14 protein-coding genes are annotated in these 11,247 nt (G+C 75.3%); 12 read left to right on the top strand and 2 right to left on the bottom strand.

What is annotated here, in order from left to right; all coding sequences use genetic code 11:
• Positions 1-141: 141 nt before the first annotated feature.
• The 7 genes from ACI78S_RS24790 to ACI78S_RS24760 are packed head-to-tail and all read left to right on the top strand — an operon-like array spanning position 142 to position 6,662.
• Positions 142-534, top strand: coding sequence for a TadE/TadG family type IV pilus assembly protein (locus ACI78S_RS24790; protein WP_456977652.1), 393 nt, complete (start codon positions 142-144; stop codon positions 532-534).
• A complete protein-coding gene (locus ACI78S_RS24785) occupies positions 522-1,469 on the top strand; it encodes a pilus assembly protein TadG-related protein (RefSeq protein WP_456977651.1) in 948 nt (315 codons plus the stop codon). The genes ACI78S_RS24790 and ACI78S_RS24785 overlap by 13 nt, the downstream gene beginning before the upstream one ends.
• 13 nt (positions 1,470-1,482) lie before the next feature.
• Positions 1,483-2,226, top strand: a complete 744-nt coding sequence (locus ACI78S_RS24780; RefSeq protein ID WP_456977650.1) for an RcpC/CpaB family pilus assembly protein — start codon at positions 1,483-1,485, stop codon at positions 2,224-2,226.
• Entirely contained in the window at positions 2,223-3,410 is a 1,188-nt protein-coding gene (locus ACI78S_RS24775; RefSeq protein WP_456977649.1) for an AAA family ATPase, read from the top strand. The genes ACI78S_RS24780 and ACI78S_RS24775 overlap by 4 nt, the downstream gene beginning before the upstream one ends.
• Positions 3,407-4,825 carry a CpaF family protein gene (locus ACI78S_RS24770; RefSeq protein ID WP_456977648.1) on the top strand — a complete coding sequence of 473 codons (1,419 nt, stop codon included), beginning with the start codon at positions 3,407-3,409 and terminating at the stop codon, positions 4,823-4,825. The genes ACI78S_RS24775 and ACI78S_RS24770 overlap by 4 nt, the downstream gene beginning before the upstream one ends.
• Positions 4,822-5,769: a type II secretion system F family protein gene (locus tag ACI78S_RS24765; protein ID WP_456977647.1), complete on the top strand. Its 948-nt coding sequence runs from the start codon at positions 4,822-4,824 to the stop codon at positions 5,767-5,769. Before ACI78S_RS24770 ends, ACI78S_RS24765 begins: the two co-directional genes overlap by 4 nt.
• Positions 5,769-6,662: a type II secretion system F family protein gene (locus ACI78S_RS24760; protein ID WP_456977646.1), complete on the top strand. Its 894-nt coding sequence runs from the start codon at positions 5,769-5,771 to the stop codon at positions 6,660-6,662. The genes ACI78S_RS24765 and ACI78S_RS24760 overlap by 1 nt, the downstream gene beginning before the upstream one ends.
• 42 nt (positions 6,663-6,704) lie before the next feature.
• Here ACI78S_RS24760 and ACI78S_RS24755 read toward each other — a convergent pair whose 3' ends face one another.
• Positions 6,705-7,067 (bottom strand): hypothetical protein, encoded by a 363-nt coding sequence (locus tag ACI78S_RS24755; RefSeq protein WP_456977645.1) that lies wholly within the window; start codon positions 7,065-7,067, stop codon positions 6,705-6,707.
• 141 nt (positions 7,068-7,208) lie between these two features.
• Here ACI78S_RS24755 and ACI78S_RS24750 point away from each other — a divergent pair, with 141 nt between their 5' ends.
• The 5 genes from ACI78S_RS24750 to ACI78S_RS24730 all read left to right on the top strand — a co-directional run bounded on the left by ACI78S_RS24750 (position 7,209) and on the right by ACI78S_RS24730 (position 9,750).
• Entirely contained in the window at positions 7,209-8,348 is a 1,140-nt protein-coding gene (locus ACI78S_RS24750) for a baeRF2 domain-containing protein (protein ID WP_456977644.1), read from the top strand.
• The gene (locus ACI78S_RS24745) at positions 8,345-8,602 is read left to right on the top strand and encodes a DUF2795 domain-containing protein (protein ID WP_456977643.1); all 258 of its coding nucleotides are present in this window, start codon (positions 8,345-8,347) and stop codon (positions 8,600-8,602) included. The genes ACI78S_RS24750 and ACI78S_RS24745 overlap by 4 nt, the downstream gene beginning before the upstream one ends.
• A 12-nt stretch (positions 8,603-8,614) precedes the next feature.
• Positions 8,615-8,845, top strand: a complete 231-nt coding sequence (locus tag ACI78S_RS24740; protein ID WP_456977642.1) for a hypothetical protein — start codon at positions 8,615-8,617, stop codon at positions 8,843-8,845.
• Positions 8,842-9,249 carry an acyl-CoA thioesterase gene (locus ACI78S_RS24735; protein WP_456977653.1) on the top strand — a complete coding sequence of 136 codons (408 nt, stop codon included), beginning with the start codon at positions 8,842-8,844 and terminating at the stop codon, positions 9,247-9,249. The genes ACI78S_RS24740 and ACI78S_RS24735 overlap by 4 nt, the downstream gene beginning before the upstream one ends.
• 69 nt (positions 9,250-9,318) lie before the next feature.
• The gene (locus ACI78S_RS24730; protein WP_456977641.1) at positions 9,319-9,750 is read left to right on the top strand and encodes a ChaB family protein; all 432 of its coding nucleotides are present in this window, start codon (positions 9,319-9,321) and stop codon (positions 9,748-9,750) included.
• A 17-nt stretch (positions 9,751-9,767) separates the two neighbouring features.
• On the opposite strand, the gene ACI78S_RS24725 is transcribed toward ACI78S_RS24730, so the two are convergent.
• Positions 9,768-11,078, bottom strand: coding sequence for a M24 family metallopeptidase (locus ACI78S_RS24725; RefSeq protein WP_456977640.1), 1,311 nt, complete (start codon positions 11,076-11,078; stop codon positions 9,768-9,770).
• Between the last annotated feature and the right edge of the window lie 169 nt (positions 11,079-11,247).

Here is an 11,247-nt window from a genome sequence, read left to right as displayed (position 1 = left end):
CTCCCCCCCAGCCCCCCCCCCCCCCCCCCCCCCCCCCCCCCCCCCCCCCCCCCCCCCCCCCCCCCCCCCCCCCCCCCCCCCCCCCCCCCCCCCCCCCCCCCCCCCCCCCCCCCCCCACCGCACCCGAGGGAGGAGGAGGACGTGGTCCGGCGGCTGCGCGGCGAGCGCGGTGCCAGCGCGGTGGAGTTCGCGCTGATCGCACCGCTGCTGGTGCTGCTCGTCATCGGCATCGTCGAGTTCGGCCACGCCTTCCAGGTGCACGGCCAGCTCTCCGCCGCCGCCCGCGAGGGCGTGCGCACCATGGCGCTGCAGAACGACCCGGCCGCCGCCCGCGCCGCGGTCCGCCAGGCGACCGCCACGCTGGACCCCGCGGTCGCCGACGCCCAGATCAGCATCACCCCCGCCGCCTGCCCGGCCACGGGCGGCAGCACGACGGTGCGCCTGACCATCGACTACGACATGCCGTTCCTCACCGGCATGTTCGGCGCCGCGATCGACCTCAGCGGGACGGGGGTCATGCGGTGCAACGGCTGACCGCCCGCCGCCTGCGCGAGGAGCGCGGGGCGGCCGCCGTCGTCCTGGCCCTGCTGATGGTGCCGGTGCTCGGCTTCACCGCCCTCGCGGTCGACGTCGGCGCCGTCTACGCCGAGCGGGCGCGGCTGCAGGTGGCCGCGGACGCCGCCGCCCTCGCCGTCGCGCAGGACTGCGCGCGCGGCGCCTGCGGCGACATGCTCGCCACCGCGACCGCGCTGGTCGCCGCCAACAACGCCGGCTCGACCGCCCGGCCGCCGGTGCTCGCCACCGCCCCCACCCGGGTGACCGTCACCGGCGACGAGCCGGTCGAGCACTGGTTCGCCCCGGTCATCGGCATCGACGAGACCGCAGTCTCGGCCAGCGCCACCGTCGCCTGGGGCACCCCGGGCGGCGGGGTGGCCGAGCTGCCGCTGGTGTTCTCGTGGTGCGAGTTCGCCGCGCAGACCGGGGGCGGCCTGCCCTCGGGGACGACGGAGCGGACGATCCTCTTCCCGAAGAAGTCCGACACCGGCTGCACGGGGCCCTCGCGCATGTTCGTCCCCGGCGGCTTCGGCTGGCTGGCGACCACCGGTAACGGCAGCTGCCAGGCCCGCAGCGCCGTCGGCGGCCGCTCCACCAGCTCGACCGGCAACAACCCGTCCAACGGCTGCGAGCCGGCCGACTTCAGCGCCCTGCGCGGCGACGTCGTCCTGCTGCCGATCTTCGACGTCGCCGGCGACGAGGGGTCGCACGCCTGGTACCGCGTCTACGGCTACGCCGCCTTCCGGATCACCGGCTACTTCTTCGGCGGCCAGTACGAGTGGAACAAGCCGTGCGGCGGCAGCGAGCGCTGCGTCTCCGGCTACTTCGTGCGCTGGGTCGACCTCTCCGACCGATTCACCTACACGGACGACGGCCCCGACCTCGGCGCCGCGATCCTCCGACTGGTCCGCTAGGAGCTCCCCGCCGATGATCCGCAGACTGCTCGCCGCGCTCGCCGCGCTCGTCCTCGCCGCCGCCGGCGGGATCGTGCTCGTGGCCTACGTGCGCGGCGCCGACGCCCGGGCGGCCGCCGGCCTCCAGACCGTGGAGGTGCTGGTCGTCCAGGAGGTCGTGCCCGCCGGCACCCCGGCCGAGGAGCTCGCCGCCCTGGTCGACACCGAGCTGGTGCCGCGCAAGACCGCGGTCGCCGACCGGGTCACGGCCCTGGCCGACCTCGTCGGGCAGGTGGCCACCGTCGACCTGCAGCCGGGGGAGCAGCTGCTCGCCAGCCGGTTCTCGGCTCCCTCCGACCTCCGGGCCCCCGGCACCGTCGAGGTGCCCGCCGGCCTGCAGGAGGTCAGCGTGCTGCTCGACCCCCAGCGGGCGGTGGGCGGGCGGCTCGCCGCCGGCGACACCGTCGGTGTGTACCTCTCCCTGGAGTTCGAGGACGGCACGGCCACCACGCACGGGGTGCTGCACGGCGTGCTCGTCACCCAGGTGCAGGGGGCGCCCGCGGCCCCCGCGGAGGAGACCGAGACCGCCAGCGCGAGCTCGGCCGCGCCCACCTCCAGCCTGCTCGTCACCCTCGCCGTCCTGGCCCGAGACGCCGAGGCGGTCGTGTTCGGCGCCGAGCACGGCTCGCTGTGGCTGTCGCTGGAGCCCGAGGGCGCCGACACCAGCGGCACGCAGATCACCACCCAGGTCAACGTGTACGCGGGACGGCCCGAATGAGCCGCGTCGTGCTCGGCGCCGCCGGAGAGGAGCTGGCGCTGCGCGTCAAGGAGGCGGCCGACGGCGACGTGCTGCAGCTGCCCCCGGGCCGGCTGCCGGCCGACCCGATCCGCCTGGTCGAGCAGCTGACCGACGGCGAGCTGCCCGAGGTCCTGGTGCTCGGCCCGGAGGCGGCGGCCGCCGAGGCGCTGACCCTCGCCGCCCGGCTGGACGTGCAGTGCCCGGGGATCAGCGTCGTGCTGGTCGCGCCGCCGTCGGCGCCGCTGTGGCAGGAGGCGATGCGGGCGGGCGTGCGCGACGTCGTCGCCCCCGACACCGGCGTCGAGGCGCTGCGGGCGGCGTTCGAGCGGGCCGGCCGCGCCGCCGCCGAGCGCCGCCGCGTGCTGCGGCCGCTGGAGGAGACCGCGCGCTACACCGGCCGGGTGATCACCGTCGCGTCGCCCAAGGGCGGCGTCGGCAAGACGACCGTGGCCACCAACCTGGCGATCGGGCTGACCCAGGTGGCGCCCCAGTCGACCGTGCTGGTGGACCTCGACGTCCAGTTCGGCGACGTCGCCTCGGCGCTCGACCTCGCGCCCGAGTACACGCTGCCGGACGTCGTCCGCGGTCCCGCGGTCGAGGACACGATCGTCCTCAAGACCTTCCTCACCCAGCACCCGACCGGGCTCTACGCCGTCTGCGGCGCCGAGTCGCCCGCGGCCGGTGACACCGTCACCGGCGCCGACGTGACCCGACTGCTCGCCGCGCTGGCCCGCGAGTTCCGCTACGTCGTCGTCGACACCGCGCCCGGCCTGTCGGAGCAGACGCTGGCCGCGCTCGACCGGGCGACCGACGTGGTGATGCTGACCAGCATGGACGTCCCCGGCGTCCGCGGGCTGCGCAAGGAGATCGACGTGCTGCGCGAGCTGTGCATGATCCCCGCCGGCCGGCACGTGGTCATGAACTTCCACGACCCGAAGGGCGGCCTGCAGGTGCGCGACGTCGAGACGACGATCGGCAGCGGGGTGGACGTCGTGCTGCCCCGCTCCCGCGCGGTCCCGGCGTCGACCAACCAGGGCGTGCCGCTGCTGCAGAGCGGCAGCAAGGACCCGATGGCCAAGGAGCTGCGCCGCCTGGTGGGCCGCTTCGCCGCCACCCCGATCGTGCGCTCGCCCCGCCGGGCCAAGCACCGGGCGGCGTCGTGAACCTCTCCTCCCGCCTCGAGGCGGCCCGCGGTCGGCACGCCGCTCCCGAGCAGCCGGCGTCGCCCGGCGCGGCCGTGCCCCCGCCGCGCCCGGCGACGCCGGTGGTGGCACCCCCGCCCGGCGATGCGCTCTCCCGCCTCAAGGACCGGATCGGCAAGGCGCTGTTCGAGCGGATCGGCAGCCGCATGAACGACCCGTCCCTGGGCGAGGACGCGCTGCGCGCGCTGGTGCTCGCCGAGCTCGACGACGTCGTCGACGAGGAGAAGGTCCCGCTCAGCCCGGAGGAGCGGCAGCGGCTGACCGCCGAGCTGGCCGACGACGTGCTCGGCCTCGGTCCCCTGCAGCGGCTGCTCGACGACGACACCGTCAGCGAGATCATGGTCAACGGCCCCGACATGGTCTACGTCGAGCAGGCCGGGCGGCTCACCCGGACGTCGGCCCGGTTCTCCTCCGAGGAGCACCTGCGCCGGGTGATCGACAGGATCGTCTCCCGGGTGGGACGGCGGATCGACGAGAGCTCGCCGCTGGTCGACGCCCGGCTGGCCGACGGTTCCCGCGTCAACGCGATCATCCCGCCGCTGGCGTTCAGCGGCTCGACGCTGACCATCCGGAAGTTCGCCAAGGACCCGTTCTCGGTCGACGACCTGATCGGCTTCGGCACGCTCTCGCCGGAGATGGCCGAGCTGCTGCGGGCCTGCGTCGAGGCCCGGCTCAACGTCATCGTCTCGGGCGGCACGGGCACCGGGAAGACGACGCTGCTCAACGTGCTGTCCTCGTTCATCCCCGAGGGCGAGCGCATCGTCACGATCGAGGACGCCGTGGAGCTGCAGCTGCAGCAGGAGCACGTCGTCCGCCTGGAGTCCCGCCCGCCCAACATCGAGGGCCGCGGCGCCATCACCATCCGCGACCTCGTGCGCAACTCGCTGCGGATGCGCCCCGACCGGATCGTGGTGGGGGAGTGCCGCGGCGGGGAGTCGCTCGACATGCTGCAGGCGATGAACACCGGCCACGACGGCTCGCTGTCGACGGTGCACGCCAACTCGCCCCGCGACGCCATCGCCCGGCTGGAGACGCTGGTGCTCATGGCCGGCATGGACCTGCCGCTGCGCGCCATCCGGGAGCAGATCGCCTCCGCCGTCGACGTCGTCGTCCAGCTGACCCGGCTGCGCGACGGCACCCGGCGGGTCACGCACGTGACCGAGGTGCAGGGCATGGAGGGGGAGACGGTGACCCTCCAGGACGCCTTCCTCTTCGACTACTCGGCCGGGGTGGACGCGGCCGGCCGCTTCCTCGGCAAGCCGGTGCCCACGGGGGTGCGGCCGCGGTTCACCGACCGGTTCGCCGAGCTCGGCGTCGAGGTGTCCCCGCGGGTGTTCGGGATGCTGGAGCCGGTCCGCGCGCGGGGGCGGGCGTGACGGCGCCGGCGCCGCTGCTCCTCGGCCTGGCCGCGCTCGCCGGTGCCCTGGTGCTGCTCGCGGTCGCGGTGCTGCCGTCGGGCCGGTCGCGGGTGCCGCTCGCACGGCTGGACCCCGCCGTGGCGGCGCCGCCCCCGTCGGCGATCGCCGGCGCCGGGGCCGCGGCCGGCGCGGCCGTGGGCAGGGCGCTCGCCCGCGGCGGGCGCCTGGCCCGCGGGACGGCGGCGCTGGAGCGGGCCGGGGTGGCGATGGCGCTGCCCGACCTGGTGCTGCTGGTCGGCCTGGTCACCGCCGTGCTCGGCGTCCTCGGGTTCCTCGCGGGCGGACCGGTGGTCGCCGTCCTCGCGGCCGCCGCGGGGCCGCTCGGCGCCCGGACCTGGCTCTCGCTGCGGACCGCCCGGCGGCGGTCCGCCTTCGCCGAGCAGCTGGAGGACGCGCTGCAGCTGATGGCCAGCAGCCTGCGCGCCGGGCACAGCGTGCTGCGGGCGGTCGACTCGGTGGCGCAGGAGGCCGCCGCGCCGATGTCGGAGGAGTTCACCCGGGTGGTGGTCGAGACCCGCGTCGGTCGCGACCTCGTGGACGCCCTGGAGGAGACGGCCGCGCGGATGCGCAGCGACGACTTCGGCTGGATCGCGCAGGCGATCGCGATTCAGCGGGAGGTGGGCGGCAACCTCGCCGAGGTGCTCGACGCGGTCAGCGGGACCATCCGCGAGCGCAACGCGATCCGCCGCCAGGTCAAGGCCCTGTCGGCCGAGGGCAAGCTCTCGGCGATCGTGCTGATGGCGCTGCCGTTCGTCGTCTGCCTGTTCATCTCGGCCACCAACCCGGAGTACCTGTCGGTCTTCACGGAGACGGCGGTCGGCTGGTTGCTCCTGGTCGTCGCCGGCGGCCTGCTGGTCGTGGGCGCGCTGTGGCTCAAGAAGATGGTGAGCATCCGGTTCTGATGAGCGACCTGCCACCCCTCGTGCTCGCCGCCGCGGTCGCGGTCGGCCTCGCCCTGCCCCTGCTGGGCTGGGCCCTGCTGGCCCGGGCGGACGCCGCGACGGCCGCCGCCCGGGAGAACCTCGTGCGCGGGTACGAGCCCGCGCCGGCCGGCGCCGCCCGCACCGGGCCGGGCGCCGCCGCCCGGCTGGCCCGCTCGCTGACCCCGGCGGGCACGGTCGCCCGGCTCGACCGGCTCCTGGCCACCGCCGGCCGGCCCGCCGCCTGGCCGCTGTCCCGGCTGATCGCCGCCAAGCTGGTGCTGGCCGCGGTGGCGGCCGGGCTCGGGGTGCTGCTGCACTCGGCGAAGCCGGGTCTGCCGGTCCTCCTGCTGATGGGCGCGGTCACGCTGGTCTGCTACTTCGTGCCCGACCTGCTCGTGCTCAGCCGCGGGCAGGAGCGCCAGCAGGCGATCACGCTGGAGCTGGCCGACACCCTCGACCAGATGACCATCGCCGTCGAGGCGGGCCTCGGGTTCGAGGCGGCGATGGCCCGCACCGCCCGCAACGGCCGCGGCGCGCTGGCCGAGGAGCTGGTGCGCACGCTGCAGGACATCGCGGTCGGCCAGCCCCGGCGGGAGGCCTACCTGGCCCTCGCCGAGCGCACCGGCGTGCCGGACCTGCGGCGGTTCGTGCACGCCGTCGTCCAGGCCGACCAGTACGGCATCTCCATCGCCGACGTGCTGCGCACCCAGGCCCAGGAGATGCGGCTCAAGCGGCGTCAGCGCGCCGAGCAGAAGGCGATGCAGATCCCGGTGAAGGTGATCTTCCCGTTGATCCTCTGCATCCTGCCGACGCTGTTCATCGTCCTGCTCACCCCGGCCGTGATGCGCATCGTCGAGGCGTTCAGCGACTGAGCCCGACGGCGCCGCCCGCCGCGGCGGGCGGCACCGTCCGGCTCAGGCCTTCTTGTGCTGGCCCGAGGAACGGGGCTGGGCCGGGTTGGTCGGGTCGCCGTGGGACGGCGGGTTCATCGACGGGCCGGACGTCGCCTCGGACACCTTCGACCCGGCGGCCGCGTGCACCGGGGCCTCCGCGACGACGTCGGCCGCCGGGTCGCCCCCGGACGGCTGCGCGCCGCCGCGCAGCGCCTCGAGCCGGTTCTGCAGCACCTCGACGACGGGCAGCCGGTCGCCGTGCGCCCGCTCGTACTCCAGCAGGGTCTGCACGCCCGCCTCGTCCAGGGTGCGGATGCGCGACGTCAGCCCGCCCAGCGGCAGGTGGTCGTAGTCGGGCAGGGGAAGCTGGTCGTGCTCGGTCATGCCGACCGCCTACCCGTGCCCCCGGCATCCGACACCGGGGTGTGACACGGCGGTCGGTGGGTAGGCGGCGATCACGACCGGGCGCGCCGGTGCGCGCCCGAGCTGATCCACCCCGAGCCGACCGAGGAGTTGTCCGCACCCATGGACGTGTCGTTCCTGGCGCCCGTGTTCTCCACACCCGGGCCCTACGCCACGGTCTGCGCCGACGTGACGCACACCACCGAGAACGCCGACGCCGAGCTGGACCTGCGGGTCCGCGCCGTCGCCGAGAAGCTGACCGAGCAGGGCGCGCCGGAGGAGGTCGTCGAGGCTGTCCGCGGTCGGCTGCTCGAGGGCAACGACGGCGGGGAGGCCGGCACGTGGCGCGGCCGTGCCGTCGTCGTCGCCGCCGACGGCACGGTGGTGCTCGACTCGCCGCTGACCGACCAGCCCCGCCAGGAACTCGCCGAGTGGTCGCCGCAGCCCGACCTGCTGCCGGTGCTCAAGCAGCTGCCCGGCCGGGTGCCGCACATCGTCGCGATCGTCGACCGCGTCGGTGCCGACATCACCGTGTCGTCCCGCCCGGGCGAGGTCATCGAGGAGAAGGAGGTGGAGGGCGACAGCTTCCAGATCCGCAAGTTCCAGGGCGGCGGCTGGGCCCACCACCGCTACCAGCACAACGCCGAGAACAAGTGGGTGCACAACGCCGAGGAGGTCGCGCAGAACATCGCGTCGATGGTCCGCCGGCTGCAGCCGAAGTTCGTCCTGGTGGCCGGCGACATCCGGGCCCGGCAGATCCTCACCGACCGGGCCAGCGACCTCTGGAAGGACCTCGTCGTCAGCATGGACGAGGGCGGTCGCGCCGCCGGCGCCGACCGCGAGCCCGTCGAGCGGCGCGAGGCCGAGCTCGTCGCCGAGCACGAGGCGCACGAGGAGGCTGACGTCGTCCAGAAGATCGAGGGCGCGGCCGCCCACGGGCTGGCCGTCACCGGCACCGCCCCGGTCGTGGAGGCGCTGCGCAAGGGGCAGGTCGAGACGCTCGTCCTCGCCGACCGGCAGGACGACGACAAGCTGCTGGTCGGCGCCTCCCCGCTGGAGCTCGGGGTCGACCACGGCGACCTCGAGGCCCTGGGGAGCCAGGAGGCCCACTCCGTCCCGGCCGAGCGGGCGCTGCTCGCCGCCGCCGTGGCCGGCGGCGCCGGCGTCGTCGTCCTGCCGCGCGCCGCGATGCCCGGCGACATCCCGGTGGCCGCCGTCCTGCGCTACACCGACGCCTCCACCCCCGGGGGGAGCGACGCATGAGCGACCCGCACCGGCCCCGCACCGCGCCGGGTACCGACCAGGGCGACCTCGACCGCCGCGCCGCGCTCGCCGAGCACCTCGGCAAGGAGGTCTGGCCGGCCACCCGGGACGAGCTCGTCGCCCGGGCCACCGAGAACAACGCACCCGACGGCGTCCTCGCCGACCTGCGCCGGCTCGCCGAGGGGGAGCGGTACGAGAACGTTCAGGCCGTGGCGCAGGCGCTGGGCCTGGGCACCGAGCAGCAGCGGTTCTGAAGGGAGGTCGCCGTGACCACGAACAAGGAGCCGAGCCCGGAGGCCCTGGCCAACGTCACCGAGGGCAACATCGGCACGCGCGCCCAGCTCCTCCCCGAGGAGGCGGGGATGCGCGGCAGCGGCATGGAGGAGGTGGCCGCCGAGATCATCCTCGCCGAGTCCGAGGAGCGCACGGTGCACACCGACCCCGACGACGCCCAGGGCGCGCACCGGCAGTCCGCCGAGACCGCGGACCTGCCCTGAGCGGGGTCCACGAGCACCTGACGCAGCTGCGCTGGTCCGACCCCGACGTCTACGGGCACGTCAACCACGCCCGGGCGCTGGGGTTGCTGGAGGACGCCCGCCTGGCGGTGGCGGCCGGGGCGCCGACCGTCCCCGCCGGCGGGCCGCCCGGCGTCATCCTCGCCCGGCTCGAGGTCGACTACCTGCGGCAGCTGCGCTACCGCGCCGGCGAGCGGCTCCCCGTGTGCAGCTGGGTGACCCGGCTGGGCACGAAGTCCTTCACGATGCGCCAGGAGCTGCTCCAGGACGACGCGGTGGCGATCCGGCTCGACGCCGTCCTGGTCCCCCTCGACCCGACCACCGGCCGCTCGCGCCCGCTCACCGGCGACGAGCGGGAGTTCTGGGGCCGCTACCTCATCGGGTGAGCGCCCCACCTGCGGGAATGGTCCCGGCGGCGCGGGGGTACGCCGCCGGTGACCACGAGAGGAGCGGTCATGCCGAAGACCACGAAGGGCGGCAGCGCCAAGAAGAGCGAGCTGCCCAGCACGCTGCGGCGCTCGCCGGCCAAGGCGCAGCGCACCTACGCCAAGGCGCACGACTCCGCCCTCGACGAGTACGGCGACGAGCGGCGCGCCAACCAGGTGGCGTGGGCGGCGGTCAAGCACAGCTTCGAGAAGGTCGGCGACCGCTGGGCCCGCAAGGAGAAGGGCAGGAAGGGCCCCTCCGACCCGCAGGCCGCCGGCGGGCGCGACACGGACCGGAAGACCAAGGGCGGCGTGGACGCCAACGCGTCCAAGGACCACCTGCTGAAGCTGGCGAAGAAGCTCGACATCTCCGGCCGCTCGAGGATGAAGAAGAAGCAGCTCGTCGACGCCATCCAGAAGGCGAACGGCAAGAAGACCGCCGCCGCCCGCAAGAAGAAGTAGGCGGCCGGCGGCGCGGCTCAGGCGCCGGGGACCAGGACCAGCTCGGTCTGCCGGCCGTCGAGGTACTCCACGCCGTCGGCGGTCAGCGAGATCCCCTGCTCCAGGGCCATCCGCACCGTCTGGCCGCCCCACTCCGGCACGGGCACCCGCACGCACAGCTCCAGGGCGTAGACGGTGTCGGCGGGCAGCCGCCGCCGCCCGGCGCCCGGGACGCCGTCCTGCTGGTCCCACAGGCCGATGGCCGGACCGGCGCCGTGACCGTGGTAGCCGACGGGGTGGGAGTAGACGTCGCCGTCGATGCCCTCGGCCGCCGCGGCCGCCCGGGCCGCGGCGAGCACCTCGTCGCCCGTGCGGCCGATCGTCATCGCCGCCGTCGTCAGGTCCTGCATGCGGTTGCCCACGGCCAGCGCCGCCCGCAGCCCGGCCGGCGCCGCAGTCTCCCCGGGCCGCAGCACGTAGGCGTTGCGCTGGGTGTCGGTGGCCAGCCCCAGGCTGGTCAGCCCGACGTCGCAGTGGACGAGGTCACCGGGCTCGATCACCGCGTCGTACGGGACAGCGGGCAGCGTCGTCCCGCGCTCCTCGACGAGGGGGACGCCGGCGCGCTGCAGACCCACGGTCGGCTGGAACCACGCGGCCACCCCGAGGTCGGCGAAGCGCTGGCGGATCCACCAGGCCAGGTCGAGCGCCGTCGTCACGCCCACGGTGATCGCCGCGGGGGAGTAGGCCTCGGCGATGACCTGGTGGGCCAGCCGGTTGAGGGCGTGCAGCACCCGGATCTCCTCCGGCAGCCGCGTCTCCAGCCAGCTGACCGCGAGGTCCTCGGCGGGCACCAGCCGGTCGGCGAACGGCCCGAGCGCGGCGGTCAGCTGCTCGAACTCGGTGTGCGACAGCCCGTCGGCGAGCGCGAAGTCCGCGGAGACGTCGATGCCGATCCGCCGCGGGTCGGCCTGCTCGACGATCCGGCGCACGACCGCCCACTGCGACTCCTCGGCCGGCACGCCGGCGTCCTCGTCGGGTGACCAGGCGGGCACGAACAGGCCGACGGGGTAGCGGGAGACCGCGGCGGGGGTGACGCCGTCGTCGCTGCGGAGCAGGGCGAGCACCGTGCGCCGGCGGGCGGAGAGCCAACTCGCCGGCAGCAGCGTGGGCAGCACCGGGTCCTCGTTGTACTCGCGGCCGACGACCAGCCACAGGTCGATGCCCGCGCGGTCCATGAGGGCGGGCAGCAGGTCCAGCAGGCGCTGCGACAGCCACCGGTCGCGGACCTCGGCCTGCTCGCGCAGCGGCAGGGGCACCGTCCGCGTGGGGTCGGGCGCGACGAGGGTCATGCGGACAGCGAAGCAGACAACGGCCTGCTCCACCGGTCGAAGCGGCTAGGTGTAGTGACCACGGACGTTGTTGACGGCGTAGGAGGCTGAGCGAACAAGGAGACCTCCGAGCGAAGGTGTGGGTGCTGACGCCTCACCGACCGCCCGGAGGTCTCGTTGTCCCACGCTA

The sequence above is a fragment of the Geodermatophilus sp. SYSU D00815 genome, assembly GCF_054050035.1.
This window is presented reverse-complemented; position numbering and strand designations above follow the sequence as displayed.